General features: G+C 47.6%; 19 protein-coding genes and 2 pseudogenes. 6 read left to right on the forward strand and 15 right to left on the reverse strand.

The features are described 5' to 3' along the window. Positions 1-27 precede the first annotated feature (27 nt). A complete protein-coding gene (locus MUG84_RS24945) occupies positions 28-735 on the forward strand; it encodes a MerR family DNA-binding transcriptional regulator (protein WP_244730504.1) in 708 nt (235 codons plus the stop codon). A gap of 102 nt (positions 736-837) precedes the next feature. On the opposite strand, the gene MUG84_RS24950 is transcribed toward MUG84_RS24945, so the two are convergent. Next, positions 838-1,275: an Hsp20/alpha crystallin family protein gene (locus tag MUG84_RS24950; protein ID WP_244730506.1), complete on the reverse strand. Its 438-nt coding sequence runs from the start codon at positions 1,273-1,275 to the stop codon at positions 838-840. 180 nt (positions 1,276-1,455) lie between these two features. Between MUG84_RS24950 and MUG84_RS24955 the strand changes: the two are divergent. Together MUG84_RS24955 and MUG84_RS24960 are read left to right on the forward strand one after the other, a co-directional pair. Further along, positions 1,456-1,560 (forward strand): annotated as a pseudogene (locus MUG84_RS24955) (DUF6262 family protein); the annotation flags it as partial. 147 nt (positions 1,561-1,707) lie between these two features. Further along, positions 1,708-2,123, forward strand: a pseudogene (locus MUG84_RS24960) (VOC family protein). A gap of 794 nt (positions 2,124-2,917) precedes the next feature. Here the strand turns inward: MUG84_RS24960 and MUG84_RS24965 are convergent. Both MUG84_RS24965 and MUG84_RS24970 read right to left on the reverse strand, forming a co-directional pair. Continuing rightward, a complete protein-coding gene (locus MUG84_RS24965) occupies positions 2,918-3,970 on the reverse strand; it encodes an ABC transporter permease (protein ID WP_244730508.1) in 1,053 nt (350 codons plus the stop codon). After that, the gene (locus tag MUG84_RS24970; protein WP_244730510.1) at positions 3,967-4,692 is read right to left on the reverse strand and encodes an ABC transporter ATP-binding protein; all 726 of its coding nucleotides are present in this window, start codon (positions 4,690-4,692) and stop codon (positions 3,967-3,969) included. Before MUG84_RS24970 ends, MUG84_RS24965 begins: the two co-directional genes overlap by 4 nt. A 157-nt stretch (positions 4,693-4,849) precedes the next feature. Here MUG84_RS24970 and MUG84_RS24975 point away from each other — a divergent pair, with 157 nt between their 5' ends. Both MUG84_RS24975 and MUG84_RS24980 read left to right on the forward strand, forming a co-directional pair. Continuing rightward, a complete protein-coding gene (locus tag MUG84_RS24975; protein WP_244730535.1) occupies positions 4,850-5,503 on the forward strand; it encodes a TetR/AcrR family transcriptional regulator in 654 nt (217 codons plus the stop codon). A 25-nt stretch (positions 5,504-5,528) separates the two neighbouring features. Next, positions 5,529-6,143: a class I SAM-dependent methyltransferase gene (locus MUG84_RS24980; protein ID WP_244730542.1), complete on the forward strand. Its 615-nt coding sequence runs from the start codon at positions 5,529-5,531 to the stop codon at positions 6,141-6,143. Between the two features lie 56 nt (positions 6,144-6,199). On the opposite strand, the gene MUG84_RS24985 is transcribed toward MUG84_RS24980, so the two are convergent. From MUG84_RS24985 to MUG84_RS25025, 9 genes are all read right to left on the reverse strand, one after another. After that, positions 6,200-7,486 carry a DUF4179 domain-containing protein gene (locus tag MUG84_RS24985; RefSeq protein WP_244730544.1) on the reverse strand — a complete coding sequence of 429 codons (1,287 nt, stop codon included), beginning with the start codon at positions 7,484-7,486 and terminating at the stop codon, positions 6,200-6,202. Next, on the reverse strand, positions 7,452-8,015 hold the full coding sequence (locus tag MUG84_RS24990) for an RNA polymerase sigma factor (protein ID WP_244730546.1): 564 nt from the start codon (positions 8,013-8,015) through the stop codon (positions 7,452-7,454). The genes MUG84_RS24985 and MUG84_RS24990 overlap by 35 nt, the downstream gene beginning before the upstream one ends. A 269-nt stretch (positions 8,016-8,284) precedes the next feature. Then, entirely contained in the window at positions 8,285-9,175 is an 891-nt protein-coding gene (locus tag MUG84_RS24995; protein ID WP_244730548.1) for a nucleoside hydrolase, read from the reverse strand. 170 nt (positions 9,176-9,345) lie between these two features. Then, positions 9,346-10,263: a ribose ABC transporter substrate-binding protein RbsB gene (gene rbsB / locus MUG84_RS25000; protein ID WP_244730550.1), complete on the reverse strand. Its 918-nt coding sequence runs from the start codon at positions 10,261-10,263 to the stop codon at positions 9,346-9,348. A 13-nt stretch (positions 10,264-10,276) separates the two neighbouring features. Continuing rightward, positions 10,277-11,245, reverse strand: coding sequence for an ABC transporter permease subunit (rbsC, locus tag MUG84_RS25005; RefSeq protein ID WP_244730552.1), 969 nt, complete (start codon positions 11,243-11,245; stop codon positions 10,277-10,279). Position 11,246: 1 nt separating this feature from the next. Beyond that, positions 11,247-12,728, reverse strand: a complete 1,482-nt coding sequence (locus MUG84_RS25010; RefSeq protein WP_244730555.1) for a sugar ABC transporter ATP-binding protein — start codon at positions 12,726-12,728, stop codon at positions 11,247-11,249. Positions 12,729-12,809: 81 nt separating this feature from the next. Continuing rightward, positions 12,810-13,208, reverse strand: a complete 399-nt coding sequence (gene rbsD, locus MUG84_RS25015) for a D-ribose pyranase (protein WP_244730557.1) — start codon at positions 13,206-13,208, stop codon at positions 12,810-12,812. A gap of 1 nt (position 13,209) precedes the next feature. Further along, the gene (gene rbsK / locus MUG84_RS25020) at positions 13,210-14,091 is read right to left on the reverse strand and encodes a ribokinase (RefSeq protein WP_244730559.1); all 882 of its coding nucleotides are present in this window, start codon (positions 14,089-14,091) and stop codon (positions 13,210-13,212) included. Then, entirely contained in the window at positions 14,084-15,073 is a 990-nt protein-coding gene (locus tag MUG84_RS25025) for a LacI family DNA-binding transcriptional regulator (protein WP_244730563.1), read from the reverse strand. The genes rbsK and MUG84_RS25025 overlap by 8 nt, the downstream gene beginning before the upstream one ends. Before the next feature lie 224 nt (positions 15,074-15,297). Here MUG84_RS25025 and MUG84_RS25030 point away from each other — a divergent pair, with 224 nt between their 5' ends. Then, the gene (locus MUG84_RS25030; RefSeq protein ID WP_244730570.1) at positions 15,298-15,843 is read left to right on the forward strand and encodes a hypothetical protein; all 546 of its coding nucleotides are present in this window, start codon (positions 15,298-15,300) and stop codon (positions 15,841-15,843) included. Positions 15,844-15,918: 75 nt separating this feature from the next. Here the strand turns inward: MUG84_RS25030 and MUG84_RS25035 are convergent, their stop codons facing one another. The 3 genes from MUG84_RS25035 to MUG84_RS25045 are packed head-to-tail and all read right to left on the reverse strand — an operon-like array spanning position 15,919 to position 20,743. Then, positions 15,919-18,114, reverse strand: a complete 2,196-nt coding sequence (locus MUG84_RS25035) for a hypothetical protein (RefSeq protein WP_244730573.1) — start codon at positions 18,112-18,114, stop codon at positions 15,919-15,921. Between the two features lie 14 nt (positions 18,115-18,128). Beyond that, positions 18,129-19,784, reverse strand: coding sequence for an extracellular solute-binding protein (locus MUG84_RS25040; RefSeq protein ID WP_244730575.1), 1,656 nt, complete (start codon positions 19,782-19,784; stop codon positions 18,129-18,131). A gap of 56 nt (positions 19,785-19,840) precedes the next feature. After that, positions 19,841-20,743 (reverse strand): carbohydrate ABC transporter permease, encoded by a 903-nt coding sequence (locus MUG84_RS25045; protein ID WP_244730577.1) that lies wholly within the window; start codon positions 20,741-20,743, stop codon positions 19,841-19,843. Positions 20,744-20,746 lie beyond the last annotated feature (3 nt).

Raw genomic sequence — 20,746 nt, forward strand, 5'->3', positions numbered from 1 at the left:
TAACCTTAATAGCAAACAGGGGGAATCATGAACCGTCTATTGCGACCTGCGGATATCGCCAAACAGTTAGGGATAAGTACAAGCTCTTTACGAAACTATGAAACTCGGGGACTCGTACCGCCTGCCAGGAGGGCTCCCAATGGATATCGAGAATATACCTCCGAGCATGCTGCCTATTTTGAATGCATCGTTGCCATGTCGCCAGGGTTCGGCATGGAAATCACCTCGTCTGTCCTTTCTCTGCTTCAACGAAAAGAGCTTGGGGAAGCGCTCTGGTTGCTCAACGATGCCCAAGCTGCCACGCATGAGGATCGCAAAATGCTGGATGAAGCTGAAGGGCTGCTGGTACAGATCAAAGAGGAACAAAGGGGGGACAGTAACTGGAAGACCATAGGGGAAATGGCGACAGCTACGAATCTATCTGCATCCACTCTCCGGTATTGGGAAAAGGAGGGGTACATTCAGTCTGCGAGAAATAACGAAACAAATCACTATCGCCATTATGACCTGTTTCAAGCCGTGAAAATTTGGCTGTTGAAATCGACCCAAAACGCAGTCTATTCCAGCGACGTGGTTCTTCTTAAACAAGCGATTGCAAAACTACCAGAGGGTGACTTGCATACATTACAATCGGTGATCGAGACTGCGCGAAAGGCACTGGTTCAGCGCAACAGAGAGCAGCTTTGGGGGCTGAATCGTTTGTATCAGTTGTGTACGGTACTCAAGTTGTTTTGAAGTGGTTGTCAAAGAACAGCGGGTGAAATTTATGATAAAAAATAAAAGCGGCTAGCCCGCTATTGGACTAACCGCTGATGGGTTCCAATTATCGCAAAATGCTTAATGGAACTCGACGTCGATTCTTTTTTTGGTTTCCCCTTGTTTTTGCATGTGGACCTCCAGCACCCCATTTTTGTAGGTGGCCTTTACGTTATCAGGAGAAACATTAGCCGGCAATGTCACCAAACGTTGGAATCGACCCACATAGCGTTCCTGCCTATGCATCTGCTCTTCTTTCATATCATTCGTCTTTTTGAGCGTGCCGCTGATTGACAGCGTATTATGTTCAATATCGATATGGACATCCTCTTTTTTCTCCAAGCCAGGAATGTCACACATCGCCACGACCTCGCTGCCCGTTTCGTATACATCCACACTCAAATTGCCCAGGTTTTGGCGCATACTACGGAGAGCAGAAAAATCATTGTTGAAGAACTGGTCCATCTCCCGTCTCATTTGATCCAGTTGGCGGAATGGTTCGTATGGCACTAAAGGCATTTTGCTGCATCCTCCTTTGTTTTTTTCAGGCTTATTTTTACCCGGGGATGGAATATTATGCTCGCTTTAGTTCATTAAAGGGACATTAAAATCTCTTGTAAAAAAACCGGATTATCCCTGAGTTAGTTCCAGCTCTTGCTCGAATCCCAGCTTCTCTATTTGATGGATCGAAGTGTTTTTATAATATCAAATGGTAAACGGAAAATTAAGAAATTGGATGAAGAAAATAAGGAACTACGTGAGCAACTAAAATTTGCTTATGCAGAGGTTTATAAAAAAATCTAAGAGCACTCCGTTTCCTACTTGTTCAACAAACGGGCCATTTTCTTGAAAAAGGGAAGGGATTATTCGTAAGTAAATCGAAGTTAATCAGAAGATGTTATTTAGTTTAGCATCGGGATGTACTACCCAACATTAAGGAGGAAATCGATTATGAGCGACAAACAGATATTACGTGGACTCACCACAGTCAGTTTTTGGACGGATGATCTAGAAGCGGCAAAGAAGTGGTACGCCGATCTATTGGGTATCAAACCATACTTCGAACGTCCAGGATATGCCGAGTTTCGCCTCGGTGACTACCAGCACGAGCTAGGCCTGATCGATAGCCGCTACGCGCCCGATAGTTCAGCGACCGGCCCGGCCGGTGCTGTAGTGTACTGGCATGTCGACGATGTAACATAACTTTCAAGAAGTTGCTATCTATGGGGGCGAAAGAGTACGAGGCACCCACTGAGCGCGGCCAGGGGTTCATCACCGCTTCCGTGGTCGATCCCTTTGGGAACATCCTAGGCATTATGTACAATCAGCACTATTTGGAGGTTCTAGGTTCAACTGGAAAAGTGTGAGCCTCGCTGTCGGCATTCACAGTTCACAGAGGCTTGGCAAGTTGCACTGTGGGGCGTAGCAATTACCCATACAGTGGCAGCTGTATCGATTTATGTTTTGCTTACCCCAACTGTTCAGTATTCAAATACTATTCTGGAGACAAAAAGCTCAAGAAAAGTGAATAAAAGGGCTTCACGAGGTAATATTAGTAACGGACTATTCCAGAATAGGACGCTTTAATTGATAAAAGGAGAGTGTGCTCTCCTTTATTTTTAAGGATTTTTATAATTTAGGTCTTGATAATAAATTTTCATAACTTTTTAGAGAATAAAACGTTGGTAACTATTTTATTGAAGAAAAGACTGTAATTTACCAAACTCTAAATGGCATGTTTCAGCAGTTCTGGTTCTCAAATGAACCCTGTAAGTTCCACTTCCAGCCTTGTTGTCACCGGAGTAATCTCAAGCTTGGCAACTTTCATATGAATATGGTCAAATGGATTGCAACCCATGAACAATCAGAGAATTTGGAGCCTTTTCTCCTCCTTAATAATATGACATAGCGTGTTGACCTCTGTACCATTTACATAAAAATTCTTCTTCACAATGGATTTGGCGATGTTGTACATTCCTTCGATGATTAGATGCAGCAGAATCAGAATAGGTCACAAAAAAATAGAGCTGATTCCGCTTTGACCTCCAAAACTAAAAAAAGGCACAATCCACTGATGTGATTGCACCTTTTACAAACATAGACGCCATACGTTGGCCCTTTGTTACAAAAAAATATGAGACCCTACCCGACGCTCCACCGATTACAACTTACGGTACTTTTTCAGCGCCAAAATATTCAGTACAATAAACAGTCCGGCAAATAGCACCAGCACGCCAAGATCCAGAGCGATGTCGGAAAAGCCGAGTCCTTTGTACATTACGCTTTTTAGTGCATCGGCTCCGTAATATAAAGGCATGATTCTGGCAATGACCTGAACCCAGTTCGCCATGTGGTCCAGCGGGAAAATACCGGCGAAAAAGATCTGCGGAATAATGACAATCGGTATAAACTGCACCATTTGGAACTCCGATGAAGCGAATGTCGATAACAGAATTCCGAGCGAAAGCGCGACAAATGCGAGCAACAGATTCGTTAACAGGACATACCAGATGGATCCAGCCAGGTTTATATCCAGCACCATGGTTGCATAGAGCACGATGATCACCGTTTGGATAAAAGCGAAAATACCATAACCCGCCAGATACCCGACGATGACCTCTCCCCTGCGAATCGGCGTGGACATTAAACGTTCCAGCGTTCCGGTTATGCGTTCCCGAAGCAGTCCAATGCCTGAAATCAGGAACACGAAGAAAAAAACAAAGAATCCAATCAATATCGGACTTAACGTATCGAAAAAGGTTGTATCCGCGCTGCCATATACATAATCCGTTGTCAGCGTAAGTTTGGGTGATACAGCATTCCCCGGTTTCTGATTCATGTCCGAAAATGTGGCGGCCGCTTGGCTGATTTTCATTTGCAGCGCCTTGGACTGGGAAGGATCCGTATTTTTCAGAATTAAATGAATGCCTGAGTCCTGCATTTCAATGACTGCATCCAGCTGATCCTGCACCAGCGTATCCTTATCCGCCTTCTCATAGGAAACAACATCCATTCCCTGCTGCTTCATCTGCTCAATAATTTTGGGATTCAGGTTCACGACGCCAATTTTGGCGTCAGATGCATTCCCCGTATGATTAAATAAATAATACATCAATGACAACACCAGCAGTGGTGCCAAGAACAGCATTGCCAATGTTCTCTTGTCTCGCAGCAGCTGCTCGCAGATTCTTCGTACTAGCGCTTTGATTCTCATGACTCTCTGCCTCCTGCCTGCAGAAATACTTCTTCCAAGCTCGTGGCATGGTACTGCCGCTTCAGCTGCTCCGGTGTGCCGCGGGTCAGAATCTTCCCTTCCCTCACCATGGCCAGCATATCGCATTTATCCGCTTCATCCATCACATGCGTCGTAACGATAATCGTTTTGTGCTCGTCGCTCTTGAGCCGGGTTAACTCATTCCAAATGGACTGTCTCAGCTCCGGATCGATTCCGACCGTCGGCTCATCCAGAATGAGTACGGACGGATTATGAATGAGTGCAATCGCCAAGGACAATCTTCGTTTCATGCCGCCGGAATAGGCAGCTACCTTTTTGCCAAGCTCATCCTTCAGATTAACAAGCTCTGCGGCATAGCTGATCCGCTCTTTCTGCTCCGTTTTGCCCATTTTGAACATCGAAGCAAAAAACTTAAGGTTCTCTTCGCCAGTGAGTTCATTGTACAAAGCATCCGATTGAGCCATATACCCGATCTGCTGGAGCATGGCCAAACTTGGCATTTTCGTTTGAAGGACCTCAACCAAGCCCTCATCCGGCATATCCATGCCGACCATCATTTTCACAAGCGTTGTTTTCCCGGCGCCAGACGGACCAATGAGCCCGTAAATCTGACCTTTCTCCATATTCAAATCAACTCCGGAGAGCACCGTTTTCTTGCCAAAGCTCTTGCTGACCTGCTGCACCTTTACTGTCGTTTCCATACGTCTAACCTCCATAAGATAATGAACACCGCGTTGATTATCTTCCATGCCTTCATTATAATCAATCCATAGAGTTACTACAATGAACAGAATCTCCGAATGTGATCATTAACTGTCCGCGAACGAAATAAATTCGTTTACTAGGAGGAATGCAAGTATGGATCAACCGACCGACCGGCGAATTCTTCGCACGAAAGCCGTTATAAGGGATGCCATGACGGAGCTGATTGAAAAAAAAGGTTTTGAGGCGCTGACCGTAAAAGACATCACCACCAGAGCCCGCATTAACCGCGGAACGTTCTATCTTCACTACCGGGATAAGTACGATCTTCTAGAGCAAAGCGAACAGGAGTTGATTGAAGGGTTGATCGCGATCATCAGCACATTACAACCCTTTAATCAGGAATTACTCATCTCTATGGATAAGCCCGTTCCGCAAATCGTAAATGCATTAGAATATATCAACGAGCATGCGGATTTTTTGAAAACCATTCTTGGGCCTAAAGGAGACCCCGCCTTCCATCCTCGGCTGAAGTCCATGATGTGGAAGTATCTATTTGAGAAAAATGTGACCCCCTTCATCAAAAAAGAAAACGCCCTTGTGCCGACGGAATATCTTGTCGCTTACATTGCTTCGGCCCACATGGGCATCATTCAGGAATGGCTGAAGCAGGGCCGCAGGGAATCGCCATACGAAATCGCTTTGATCATGACAAAGATTAACTTAAAGGGTCCTTTGTATGCCGCAGGCATATTCAAGCAGATGCGGGAAGCTGAATTAATAGATCATGAGGAGCATGAACAAAATTGAAAAAAAATACCGGGAGGAATATAACTTGGATAAGCAAAAGCTGATTCGAAAATTCGACAAGCAGTCGGCCATGTATGAAGAAAGTACACGCAAACGGATGATGGGAAAATGGCGAAAAAAGCTGCTACAAGGCGTACAGGGTGACGTGCTTGAGATTGCCGTTGGTGCCGGTGCCAATTTTCCTTATTACGAAATGGACAAGGTTCGGCTCACCGCGGTGGACTTCAGCCCGATGATGCTCCAGCGTGCGCGCCGGATTGCGAATGAACTGCACATGCAGGTCCATTTTATCGAGAGCGATATTGAAGCTTTGGACTTCCAGGAGCATTCTTTTGATTGTGTTGTCTCTACTCTATCCCTGTGCGGGTACGATGATCCGGAACAAGTGCTGCGCAATATCAGCCGATGGTGCAAACCGGGGGGCCGCGTCTACCTGCTGGAGCATGGGCTCGGAAAGAATCCGGTGCTGAAATCGGCCCAGCGATTGCTGAATCCGGTCGCACGCAAAATGTCCGGCTGCCACTGGAACCGGAATATCGAACAGCTCGTTACAAGCTCCGGTCTTCGGATTGAACGTATGGAGCGTTACTGGAACGGCATGATTCATTTGATATGGGCTCGGCCGGAACTTCAAGGGTAGACCATTGGTACGTTAAAAGCCGCATAATTGTGGCTTTTAACGTAAATAACATGGTTTTATTTTTTGAGATCTACAGGAATCGAAATTTTCTTATTATAGGCTTTAATATATTGGTATCCGTCCACCAGCAGGAATTCCGGCTTGTCCGTGGTGTTAAAAGAATACGTCTGCTCCCACAAAATGTTGCCATTCTTCAAATCCCAGGGACGCTCTTTAGAGATCGATGATACTGGAACGACTTTACCTCCAGCTTGGATGGATAAATTGTCCGTATCCAAGAACGTAAACTGTTTTCTGGCAATGACGATATCATAGCCTGTATCGGTTTTAGTTACGTTTCGAATCCAAAACTTTTCATCACCTACTTTAATGGATCGATCGGATGGTGACGCAAGCGAGATGGGTTCATTGATTTTGTGGTATCCTTCAAAATTTTCGAGTACAAGGTCAATAGATTGAATGTTATCTGTAGGGAGCGGATCAAATTCAAGGAAATCTGGACCTTTACTCATAACAAACGCAACTTCTATTCCATTCACATAAAGCTTGGTTTCGCCTGGGAATCTCGGATTCTCTTCTAGTTCATAATGCCCCTTCACGATAGTTGAAGTTGGCGAAGCCGTAATGGAATCATAGTAAATCGTTCCTTTATCGACATCGATGGAGTCTGAAAGATCCTCTTTAATGATGCTTTTCATCGCTTTGTTCGCTTCAAAATCGAAGGTGATCGGATAAGATAACTTCTCCCCATTATCCAGCCATTCACTGAATGTAAGGGTTAATGTTCGGGAGAATGGACTGACTGGCTCGAATTCATAATAGCCGATGTACTGGTTCTTGTTTTGGCTGGGACCTCCGCCTCCGCCGAGCAAATTGGAGTCGGTCAAGAACCCCTTAACACGATCAAAGCTGTAACGTGAAAAAATTGAGTCCGGTTTTTTGGTACCCTCAGGCCAATCAAAGGTGTAATACATACGAAATACATTATCGTCCGCAATCACGCCTTGAATGGTGAAAATGGTACCGTCCTGAAGCGTTATGCTTTTGTTGACCTCTTGTCCGTAGCCCTGCTCCATCACTTCAGCGAAGCTGAGCGAGTTCAAACCAGCTTCATTAAACAACTTGCTTCCGTAATAAGCGAAGGCAGGATACTCATATACTCCGAGCATTAGAATGAGCGCTGCGGCAGTTGACGCAACCCATGCCCAAGCTTTATTCATGTTTCTTTTCTTCACAGGAACACGCTCCAGTGCTTCCCGAAGTCTTCCCTCAAGTCCTGAAGGTGCCTCTACCTTATTCATCGACTGTTTATATTCCTCTAATTTCTCCTCGATCGTCTTCATAACGATCACCTCCAATCATCGCTTTCAGTCTTAAAATTGCCTGCGAGATTCTTGATTTGATTGTCCCTAGCGGCGCACCGGTCATATCCGCAATCGTCTGATACGGAAGATCGTGAACATAGCGAAGTTCGATTGCTTCCCGTTGTTGTGCATTAAGATGGGATAACAGTACCTGCAAATCCAGTTCAGACTCGGTATGGCGATATGGATTATCATCTGCGATTGTGGTAAGGGAATGTTCTTGTTCGTCGTCCAGCGAAGAATATCGCCCTTTTTTGCGGAATAATGTTTTGCACCGATTGACGAGAATGGTTTTACTCCAGCTGTAGAATGCCTCGCCATTGTGCAATTGATCAATTTTCTCATACAGTGTGACAATCATGTCTTCCATCGCATCCATCGCATCGTGCTCGTTGCCCATGTAGGTATATGCAAGGCGATAATACGCGTTCTGATCGGCCATGATGAGTTGTAATAAAGCCTCTTTATTGCCATTTTGGGCTTGATTCACAAGTTGGCTTACGTTCATGTTCTCTCCCCTTTTCATAGATAAGAGATTCCAAAGATTGAGAAAGTTCATTTTACACCAAAAATTTTATTTTAAAATCACAGGGAAGTGACAAAATCCCAAGAAAGCTAACGGATATACCTTGGCCTCATCGCCTAATTCATTGTAACCTAGGGATTGACCGAATCGCGTTTCTAATCCGATTTTAGATTTCGAAATAAGAAAAAAAGCCGCGATTTCCGCGACTTCTAATACGTATATGTTCTCTTTTGGTGTGAAACTATGATTTATTAGATCATCCGCTCCAAAGTTTCCAAAAACCAATTCCGGAAAGCTTCCTGATCAATCCCGGTCGCTACCTGAATGTTTGGCTCGCCGCTAACTTCCATCGTCATGCCTATGGCGGGTCCATCTGTAACAACGGTTACGCGCTTGGGCTCGACTTTGAAAATGTCAGGGTTCGTTAAATATGTAATCGCACACATGTCATGCATGACGACCCCATTTTCCATATCGCCGTCCCGGTAATGCCGGAAGGTGGCGCTGAACATTTCCGCGGTTTTGCTCTGATGATTTGCAAGTTCATCGTTTCCGATCAACGCTTTCAGCGTTACATCCAGGCCGATCATGACCATGTCCAAACCGGAATCGAACACGATTTTGGCGGCATGCGGATCGGCCCAAATGTTAAACTCGGCCGCGCTGGTCACATTTCCGCCAGACAAAGAACCTCCCATGAGGACAATGCGTTCGATTTTGGTTTTGATGTGAGGATACATCAGAAGCAATACTGCAATATTGGTCAGAGGGCCGATAGACACGAGCGTTATTTTTTCGCCCGAAGTTTCGAGCAAGGAACGCATCGCTTCGACCGCATGCTCTGAGATGACCTGCTGCGTGCTTTCGGGAAAATTATATCCGTCCATGCCGGATTCACCGTGAACGTCAGTGCTTACTGGTTCAATAAAGAGTGGCGATTCCATCCCGCGTGCAACCGGTGTCTGTTCGCCAAAAAAGGTGATTACTTTCAACGCATTCACCGTTGTTTTGTTAATATCTACATTCCCATGTAAAGTTGTGATTAATTGAATATCCAGTTCATTTCGATAAAATGCCATTCCAAGCGCCGCTGCATCATCGATGCCTGGATCTGTACTAATGATAACAGGAATCTTTGCCACTTCATTTCCCCCTTATGAAACGATGATAGATCTCCATGAATCGTGTTCAAGGTTAGCTTATTTAATCGGATACGTCAATGGGAATACGCTTACAGCGAAGAATGATGAAAAGAAGGAAAAACATCTATCGTTGCTAGATGCTTCTCCTTCTTCATACATTCTTTCAAACGTTATTCCTTCGTCACCAGTTTCAGCGGCACAGGGATGTATTTGTCCACGGGCTTGCCTTGATGTACGTCAAGTGCCGCTTGTACCGCCAATTGTCCGATCAGTTCCGGCTGCTGTGCAACGGTTGCGGTCAGCTTGCCGTCCTTGATCGACTTCAAAGCATCCTCGTTGCCGTCAAAACCAATCACGGGAATGTCTTTGCCGGAGCTTTGGATCGCTTCGATCGCACCCAGCGCCATCTCGTCGTTATGAGCAAACACGGCTTGTACATCTGGATTCGCCTGCAGCAGGTTTTCCATGACGTTCAGACCTTTCGTACGGTCAAAATCTGCAGATTGCTTCGCGATGACATTCAGATTTTGATCCGCCACTTCATGGAAGCCTTTGCCGCGTTCGCGGGTAGCCGACGCCCCTGGCACACCTTCAAGTTCAATCACTTTCGCATTTTTGCCGAGCAGCTTTTCGATATATTCAGCCGCCATTTTTCCGCCTTTCACGTTATCCGAAGCGACCAGCGCCTTCACATCGCCTTTGTCCGCGGAACGGTCCAAGGTAATGACCGGGATACCCAGATTGTTCGCTGATTGTACGGCAGTTGAAATCGCAGCGGAATCGGTAGGGTTGATTAGCAGAACATTCACACCTTTTTGAATCAGGTCATCCACGTCATTGCTTTGCTTGGCCGAGTCGTTCTGGGCGTCAACCACAATCGTTTCAATGCCGTGCTTATTCGCTTCATTCACAACGCCGTCCTTCAAGGAAACGAAAAACGGATTGTTCAGGGTAGAAATCGACAAGCCGATTTTCATATCTTTAATATCTCCGCCTGTTTTAGGCTTGGCCCAGCTAGGCGGTTCCATTGAACATCCGGTGGTCAAAATAAGCAGAAGTGCTGCCAATAAGAACGTTAGCTTTTTCATATGTGTCTCTCCTTTAAGCGGATTTCTTCCGGTCGATGAGTACGGCGATCAGGATAACGATACCTTTGACAACCATTTGGTAGAAGGAAGATACGCCGAGCAAATTCAGCCCGTTATTCAGCGTACCGATAATCAGGGCACCGATCAGCGTGCCTACGATTCGGCCGCGGCCGCCGGAAAGGCTTGTACCACCAAGGACAACTGCTGCGATCGCATCCAGCTCATAGGAAGTACCGGCCGTAGGCTGCGCCGAATTTAGACGGGATGTCAGGATTGTACCTGCCAAGGCGGACAGCATACCTGCCAGAGAATAAATCATGATTTTAACGCGCGTTACTTTAATACCGGATACGATCGCTGCCTTTTCGTTGCCGCCGATGGCATAGGTTTTACGACCAAAGGAGGTTTTGTGCAGAATCACCCACAGGATGGCAAAGGTAATCATCATCGTGATGGCAGGAACTGGAATACCGAACTGATAACCACGTCCAAACAGCTGGAACGTCATACTGTCACCAAGACCCGTAATCGGGTTGCCGTCAGTGTATACGAGCGTCAAGCCTCTAAAAATCGTCATCGTGGCCAGTGTGGCGATAAATGGCGCCATTTTCCCTTTGGTAATCAGAAGACCATTGATCATTCCCATTACGCCGCCGAGCAAACAGCCGATAATGATTGCGAGAATCGGATCAAAGCCTGCCACGAGCATGTTCGCGACGAATGCACTGGACAATGCCAGTATCGAACCGACGGACAAGTCGATCCCGCCTGTCAAAATAACAAACGTCATGCCAAACGCGATCAATGCGTTGATCGATACCTGTCGCAGCAGATTCAGTATATTAAGCGGTTGCAAAAAGCTTGGATTCAGAACCGATACGATAATGATCATGATAATCAGGCCAAGCAGCGGTCCTAATTTTTGCGTGATTTGCGATAGCTGAAAGCCTTTGGCTGTTTTTGCTTCATTCATTGTTGTCATTTTACTGTCCCCCAGTCGCCAGAGTCATTATTTTTTCCTGCGTCGCTTCATCTTTGCTTAATTCTCCGGTGATATGCCCCTCATGCACAACCACGATCCGGTCACTCATGCCGAGTACTTCCGGCAGTTCGGAGGATACCATGATAATGGCAACGCCATGACCTGTCAGCTCATTCATCAGCTGGTAGATTTCGCGCTTGGCGCCGACATCCACTCCCCGGGTCGGTTCATCCAGAATAAGAAGCTTGGGTCCGATGCCGATCCACTTTGCAATAACGACCTTCTGTTGATTACCGCCTGACAGATTTCCAGCTGCAGTTTCGGATGTGTGGGTTTTGATTTGCAGACGTTTGATCAGCGCATCGACGAACACTTTTTCTTTTTGCGATGAAATGATGCCTTTTGACGTAAAACCACTGAGACTAGGAAGCACCATATTGTCACGTACGGAGAAGTCGAGAACCAAGCCTTCGTCCTTGCGGTCTTCTGTGATGAAACCGATTCCGAGTTTGACGGCGTCAACCGGCTTTTTGATCACGGCTTTTTTGCCGAACATGCGGATTTCACCGCTCTCCAAACGATCCAGACCAAACAAAGCTCTCATGATCTCTGTGCGGCCCGAACCCATCAGTCCGGAAAAACCGACAATCTCGCCTGAACGTACCTGGAAGCTTACATTCTCGAACAAGCCCTTGCGCGATGCATTCTTCACCTCAAGCACGATCTCGCCCGGATTCGGATTTCTTGCAGGAAAACGCTCGGTCAGCTCTCTACCAACCATTTTCTTGACGACCTCATCAAAGTTCGTTTGTGGTATGTCTTTCGTATCCACGGTACGGCCGTCCCTCATGACCGTGATCCGGTCGCAGATCGTGAAGATCTCTTCCATCCGATGCGAGATGTAGACGATAGACACGCCTTCTTTTTTCAGTGACTCTATGACCTCAAACAGCTTCTGAATTTCCCTCTCCGTCAGTGCTGAAGTCGGTTCATCCATGATGATGACTTTGGTGTCCGTCAGGAGCGCTTTGGCAATCTCGATCATCTGCTGCTGACCTACTGAACACTGTCCGGCTTCGATGTTTAGCGGAATATCGACCGAGAGCTTCTTGAACTGCTCATTTGCAAACGCCTTCATTTCCTTTGTCTTCAGAAGTCCCCATGATGAGGACATCTCCCTGCCGATGAACAGATTCTCAAGTACGGTCATATCTGGCCATACATGAAGCTCCTGATGGATAAAGGCGATGCCATGTCGTTCCGCTTCCTTAGGGCTCGTGAAATACGTTTCCTTACCGTCGATCAGGATAGTTCCTTTATCCCTTGCATGCATGCCCGTAAGAATATTCATCAAGGTGGACTTACCAGCGCCGTTCTCACCCATCAGGGCGTGAACCTCGCCTTCGCGCAGTTCAAAATCGACGCCGGATAATACTTGGTTGCTGCCAAAAGCTTTGTGAATCCCATTCATTTGAATCTGCATAATGGCTCCTCCTAAAAGTTTTGCGGAGCTATGCTCCTTAGATTGAACTTCATAGCAAAACTGACTTCGTAAGCATAAGCTTTATCCAAAATAGACGCCCGCTTGTAAAATGACGTTTGCATATGGTTTAGCCTCGCCTGTGCGGATCACGGCTTTGGCCTGTCGAGTTAGCTGCTTGAATTTTTCATGAGGACACGCTTCGATGTCGCATCCTTCAAATTTATCTTCTATATAATGAAGTGCTTCGGAATTATTTGTTTTCATTTCTTCGGCAACCACGATCTTCTCGATTTCCATATCGGATGCGATTGCATTGACGGTCTCCTCAAAACTCGGCGAGCCTAGCGTCAGCGCCAAATCGATCTTCGTGACGCCTTCGGGAATCGGAAGCCCCACATCGGCGATCACGATCGTATCGGTATGTCCCAGGTCAGACAACACTTTAGATATATGACTGTTCAAGATGCCTTGCTTTTTCATCTTACAACTGCGCCTCCACTTCTTCGCGCGTCGGCATACCACCCTGCGCGCCAAACTTCGTTACGGACAAGGATGCGGCCCGGTTGGCAAAACGGACACTTTCAAAAATCGGTTTGCCTTCAGCCAGAGCCACGGCAAATGCCGCGTTGAACGTATCTCCTGCACCTGTTGTATCCACGGCTTCCACCTTGTAGGATGGGACTAGTACTTCATGCATTCCGTCAAAATACCGAACACCTTTGCTTCCCTCTGTCACAAACAGCTTGTTCGGATACTTGCGCAGCGCTTCAGACACGGTAAGATCGGAAAATAAAATTTTGGCTTCATGCTCATTTGGCGTGATATAAGCTGCATTTTCAATTACTTCACTCTCGAGCGGCCTTGCCGGAGCCGGATTTAGCAGCAGCGGAATACCCAGCTTATTGCAGACTCTGCTCACATGAGTCACAGTTTCTTCCGGAATTTCCTGCTGGATCATCACCATGTCCGCCGCTCCATGAAAAGCATTCATAGATTGATCGATATAAGCCGGTGTCACCTCATTATTGGCTGCTTTGATAACGACGATGCTGTTGTCTCCTTCTGCCAGCACAATATGGGCTGTTCCGCTTTCCATATGTGTAACCGGTTCCACATAGTCGATAGAAACACCGTTCAATTTGAAATTGTTCAAAATTTCTTCGGCGAAGTGATCATCTCCCACACGGCCGATCATCGTCACTTCGGCTCCAAGACGTGCTGCCGCTACCGCCTGGTTAGCGCCCTTGCCGCCGGGTACCGTTTTGAAGCTTTCACCGAGAACCGTTTCACCGGCTCCCGGACGTTTGGATGATGTAACTACAAGATCGATCGAAGAGCTTCCTACTACAATGATTTTAGCCATGCTGCTCCACCTTTCTGGTCGTTTCTCGCTCCGTGAATGTAACGGGCAGTTGAATGGTATTTTGATCTATGTTTTCGTTCTCAATGATTCGGATAAGCAATCGGGCCGCGGTTCTACCCATATCGTACGCGGGCTGTCTGATCGTCGTCAGTGACGGGGTCAGCAGGCTGCTGAGCGGAATATCGTCAAAGCCGATGATCTGCAGATCTTCGGGAACTTTTTTGCCAAGCCTGAGCGCTTCATGCAGGACAGCCGTCGCTACGATGTCATTGCTTGCAATGACGCCATCCGTATAGGGATGCTGCTCGAACAGTTCCTTTGCCCATATGCCCGCTTCTGTGAACGAAAAGGACGAGGTCATGATCACATTAAAAGGGACACCTTGCTCACTTAGCACATCCACCGCACCTTGATAACGGTCTTGTGCCGGGCGGATATGTTTGGGGCCTTGCATCACCGTAATCTGTCTGCTGCCGCGGGCAATCATCTCATGAGCAGCAATTTTTCCGCCTTCGCGGCCGTCCGCATATACCGATGGGCGGTTGTCGGCCGTCCGGTCCAGGAACACAACCGGAATGCGGAGCTTCCGGTATGTATCGGAGTCCGGATGATTCGTGGAAGCAATAACGCCAACCACGTTGTTTTGCTCAAAGGTTTGTATATATTCTTTTTCCTTATTCATGTTCTCGTCGCTGTTGCCAAAAATAATCCGAAAATCATTCTCCTGCATTTCATCCTCCACCCCACGAGCAAGCTCGGGAAAGAAGGGGTTGGTGATGTCCGGCAGCAGCAGACCGATCAGCCTGGATTTTCTTTTATACAGCGATCTTGCGACTTCATTGGGCGTATAATGCAGCTCCCGGATCGCGGTTTCAACCTTCTTGCGGGTATCTTCATGTACATATCCTGTCTCATTCAGAACCCTTGAAACGGTCGCTACCGAAACGCCAGCATGCTTCGCCACATCTCTAATGGTTGCCATATTACGTTCTCTCCTCAATGTGGAACCGGTTACACATATAAAATATCACATCTTTCTCGTTTTGACAATAGCGCTTTCAAAATTTATTTTGTGGATATGACATGGAGTCCGAAATAAGCATCATAACTTTATAGCTTCAAAAAGCGTTCTTACATATATACAGTTTTAACCATATAAGAGAGAAATAGATGTACTAAATTTTATGAAAAGAGGAGCCGAATACATTGTACAAGCGTTTAAGAATCCTTTTGATTTTATCGGCATTCATCCTTCTGACAAGCTGCAGTTCCAATGATAAAACGGACACGGGCTATGGGAAACCTGAAAATGCTACGAGAATGGTGATCACTGAGGATGGCCTCAAGTGGGATATCGACAAATCGGCTCCATCTTTTGAGGATACGATCAAACAGGTTTCCTTCAATGTGAAGCAAATCAAGCTCCCCTTTCCGCCAACGAATACATCAGCCAGCATCATTAAAGCTCCGTTTGATATGATCCAGCTCACGTATGCCAGTCTGGAAATGGGCTGCCAGCTAATTCTGGTTGAGAGTAATTCTGAGGATACATCCGAGCCTGAAGGGAAATCCGGCCCCAAACTCCGAGACGGCACACCTACATGGATCCAAAGCGATTCCGCGATGAGTGCACTTTATTGGAGGAAGGATGGATTAACCTATCTGCTCATGTCCCAGCGTGTGAGAGACCATAGTTTTGTACCGCTGTACAATGAGGAAGATCTTGCAGTTATCGCCGATTCCCTCTATTAGCATAGGTAGCTGTCGTTGAACCGACGTAAGCTAAAAATCCCGTTAGACCGGATCAACCGGCCAACGGGATTTTGGTTATTCCCACTCGATTCTGACGGCTCTGCCTTGCGGGCTGCCTAGAAACTTCAGAAAAACAGTTCTTGTCTCCTCGTCATATTCAAAGCATATAGATGCATCATCCACATAAACCTGAAGCGGTCGTTGCGGTACCTGCAGCCGAGTACTGACCACGATTCCTTCCGGAGATTCCGCAACCCAGGCAAATGAATGATCAAAATGCTCTTCATGCCGAATTCTCGCCGAAGCAGCCAAAATACGCGGCAGTTTCGGTTCTTCGTGGATGAAGTCTAGGTCATAGAGCAGCACATTGTCGTTCGGCTTCAATTCCACTTTCTTCAGCAGTGGCAGGTCGTCATCGAACAACTGAAAAAATGATCCTTCCAGCACTATGCTGCTGTCCTCAAGCGGGTCGTTTTCATCCAGCACATGCGCAATGCGGTATGGACCGCGCTGGATCTCAAGCATGCCGTTCCTCTTGAAATCCTTGTCTTCCCCGCGGATCTCCAGCGCCTTTCTAACGGAGTCTAGGACAAATTCCGCCCCTTCCGTTGTCTCTGTCAAGGAGGCAGGGTGCTTTCGGTGAAGGATGACCGCCCCGCTTCCAACCGTGTGAACCCCGTCCAGAGGTACACGGCCGAGCCCCATCGATTCAAAAAGATGCTCCTCGGGATGCTCGTATGCGCCGTGTCGTGATGCCCGGTTCCACCATTCCTTGACCTGATGATAAGGATCGCTTCCATCCCCGATATAGATCAGAACACCGCCTTCTCCGACCCACTGCGCCAGCACCTGATGCAGGCCTGGATGTTCCGGCTTCATAAACTCGTAGCTGAGCAGCATTACTCTGTAATCATCAAGATAGCCGGGAAAATTCAATATATTATCGTATTGCAGCGGTCTGATTGGAACTCCATATTTCAGCAAGGGAAGCGCCATACCGTAAAAGGCCGACCAATCCAGCAGTTTTCTTTCCTCAACACCGAGCGCATCGGAAGGTACCGTGCCGTCATAACGAGAACCAGAACCAGCCTCTTTTCCAGTTAGCTCAACATCTCCCCGTTGATACATGGCGGAATTAGCCAGGCATAATCCAATTCCCGTTGTGGAGGCTGAATGCTGCTGATCTGCGCCGTATTTATGCATTTCACCCAGCACATGCATGACGGTCAGCAGCTGAGTGGCGTATTTTGCTGGAATCGGCTCCTTCCCGTCGCCGTCTTCTTTCGAATAGCTTCCCTCAAAAACGCGGTGCGGCCATGGGCAAACCTCATACTGGCTCACACCGGGATGAAGTAATGACGCCGTCACAGTCGCCAAATAATTCTGTTCATAATCCGACCAGGTATATGCAGGATTGTCTTCGATCGGATCATGAAGAAACCACATTTCGCGCCCCGTGCCCCGCGTTAATTCCTGCATCATCCCGTACTCCAAGTACGCTGTTTCAAACGTTCGCTCCCGGCGAACCCCCCGGTATAAATTCGGCGTCCGGCTTGTTCCGGTCCAAATCTGGGCAATAAAGCCGTCACAGGAAGGCATGGAAACGAACATTGCTTCCGGGCTGATAATTCTCCACTGGGTATAGTTGATTAAGCTGTGCGTGGGAATATAGAAGCGAACGGTCCGGCTGTAGGTAGTCAGTGCGTACTCCTTCATTTCGCTGCATATCCGGTCCATCGCCCGGTAATACATCGCTGCCTTCAGCTTGGAAGCCCTGTACTGTGCGTCGCAGGAAGCATGAGGCGGACTCCATTCCTCCCCGTAATAATTCAGCCATTCTCTTTTAAAAGCTTCCGAATATCCGGACACCGCCCAAAACTCTGGCTCTTCCATATGGATCGCTTCAACGCCGGCGTCGATGGCCTTTTTGATATACGTTGACAGGTATTCTGCAAACGAAATCGTAGGGACCATGTAAGGTACGTCCTCGTTATGCAGTATATGCTCGCCTTTACGGTTCATCTGGGCCTCATCCCAGTGGTTCCTGCCGTCATACCGGCCATACAGATAATCCTGGTATTCTCCCCAGGACACGCCCGTCATCAGATGGACCGTGTACCCAGCCTGCTTCCATCCGGCAATTCGCTCGGGCAAATCCTCCGTAATGCCGTATACCATGACAAAATCGGTACGCAGATCATATTTAGGCCCGTAGGGTCTTGCTTCCTGAAACCCCGTCCACTCCGGAGCAGTTTTCGCGTGACGGCTCAAGTGCAAATCCCTCCTTAGTTCGGCATGGCGAGCTTAACGACTTCTTTTCCTTTCAATTGTTCATTCACATACTGCATAGCAGCATCATATCCAGTCTTCTTGATCTGATCGCGCAGATCGTTTATCACTTTCAGTGCCGCATCGTCTGATTTAGCGAAAATCGCTTGCTTCCACACATCTCCCATTTGGTCCATGGATGGCTTGAGAGTCTCCCAATCCGGTGATTTAGTGATCACATCCCCCGGGTTATACGCCGAAATGACGCTGATGCCGTTCGGGCGCAGTATTTTGCGCGCATTGTCCATCGCTGCGAGGCGGTCCTGATCCGCCCAGATATCTCCGCCGCCCACCGAATTGATGCGGTCCATACCGGTTATGTTCTCGAGCCCGATGGTGATCCCTTCATTTCTCTTCACTTTTCCAGTGGTATCCTCGTAGAACTTATCGAACCATTCCTTCTTGGCGACAGGTTTTCCGTTAACCTTTTCCCAATGCACACCTTCAACACCGTAGTGTACGAGCAAAAATCCTTCATCCGAAGCCAGGAAATCGAGCAGCTTGAGAGCAGCATCGACGTCCTTGCATTTTTTCGTGATGACTGTCACGTTATTGCCCTGAATGGACAAATCTACAGGGCGGTTTGGCTCGGCCCCTGCTCTTTCCAGCGGTCCGACCGGAACATAATTCGAGCCCGGATGGGATTTGACATAATCCTTGGATGCATCGAGAATGGCAGGGTAGTGTGCGGCGAGCACGGCAATCCGGCCCTGCTTGATTTTCTCGTTCGCAATCGGGTCTGTTTGGGTGAATACTTCCGGATCGAGCAGTCCCTCTGTAATCAGCTTGCGGTAGTAAAGGGTATAATCCTCATAGGCTTTGGTAAAAAACACATTCTCCAGACTTCCGTCTCCTTTGTCCACATAGCTGGTGCCATAGAACAAAGTGTTCCCGATGCCGACAGCCCAACCTTCATGGAATCCACCGAGCGGCATGACAGGCATGCCGTTTTCAGTTAAATTCGCGTCCTTGATCTTCTTCAGGAATTGATACAAATCCTCTTTCGTTTTCACCGATTGGGGATCAACGCCCACTTTAGCAGCGATATCCTTACGCACATAGAAACCATACAGCCAGTCATTCACGTCATTTCCCGTTGCCGGCTGGTTCTGGTACATCATATACTTTTTACCGCCGATGCCTCCGATGGCTTTTTCATACAATGCAGGTGGGACGTTTTCTTTGGCAATCGCTTTGGCGAGATTCGGATATTTGTCGATTTTGTCGGTCAGATCCACCAGCTGCCCTTCCTTCGCTGCTTTGATAATCCCGTCCAGTTCGCCACCCCATGCTGGCCCGGTATAGATATCTGGCAAATCCTGCGTCGTAAAAATCGTGTTGACCTTCTCAACCTCGCTGCCTTTGGTATAGTCGATCTTGATTTTGATCCCCGTCTTTTCTTCAATCGCTTGCGTGACCGGGGTCGTGTCGGTGTCCGGACCGGATGAACCGTTCCAGTTGTTCAGAATCGTCAGTGTGGTTCCTTTGCCGTCAGCAGCATCCCCGCCTCCGTCTCCGCTTCCACTCCCTCCTCCACCACAGCCGTATAGCAGACCGGTCAGCATCATGACCCCCATCAAAGAACAGACCGCTTTCAAACGCAATTTAGCCATATGAACCCTCCCCAAAAATAAATGATATGATCAAGTCCCTATGGGAACCTGTATCCTCAGCCTTTGACCGAACCGATCATGACACCTTTGACGAAATACCTCTGTAGGAATGGATAGACGCATAGAATCGGAAATACGGTTATCACAAGCAGTGCCATGCGAAGTGATTCCGGCGTCGCGCCGGCCATGTTGACGTTCACAGTCTGTCCTCCCTGCTGCGCCGCTCTCTGCAACGAGGAAGACAGCGCCTCGGCTTCGGTCAGCATCTGCTGCAGCAGCGTTTGAACCGGAATGAGATTTTTGTCCGAGACGTAATAAGCACCCGTAAACCAGTCATTCCAGTGGGCTACCCCGATGAAAAGCGAGATGGTTGCTATGACCGGGCCGGACAACGGCAGGATGATCCGAAGGAATATTTGAAAATCATTCAGCCCATCAATCCGCGCGGATTCTTCAATTTCTTCCGGGATGCCCTGCAAAAACGTACGGATAATCACGATATGCATAAAGTTAAAGAGCATCGGGATGACGTACACCCAAAACGAGTTGATCAGGTGCAGCTGCTGCAGTGTGATGAAGTAAGGGATAAATCCTGCGCTGAAAATGGTGGGCAGGAAGATGTAAAAGGTGAAAAACGAGCGCCCCGGCAGCGTTTTTTTCGACAGCGCGTATGCCATCAGCGTACAAAGCAGCACATGCAGCGCCGTTCCGATGACCGTCCGCAGAATCGTGATTTTATAGGCCTGCCAGATTTGCTTGTTATCGAACACCTGAGCGTAGTTGTCCAAAGTAAACTTGCGCGGAAAAAAGTAAAGGGCGCCCAGCATCGAATCCTTCCCGTCATTCAGCGAGTATATGAGAATGTAGATGAACGGATAGATCATGAGAAATCCAAACAGCGTTAGCAGGATGTAATTCATGAGATTGAATGTGGAAAAAGTGTGTGTCTTCATCTTCATACC

Source organism: Paenibacillus mangrovi (assembly GCF_022898935.1).
GTDB classification, from domain to species: domain Bacteria; phylum Bacillota; class Bacilli; order Paenibacillales; family Paenibacillaceae; genus Paenibacillus_AQ; species Paenibacillus_AQ mangrovi.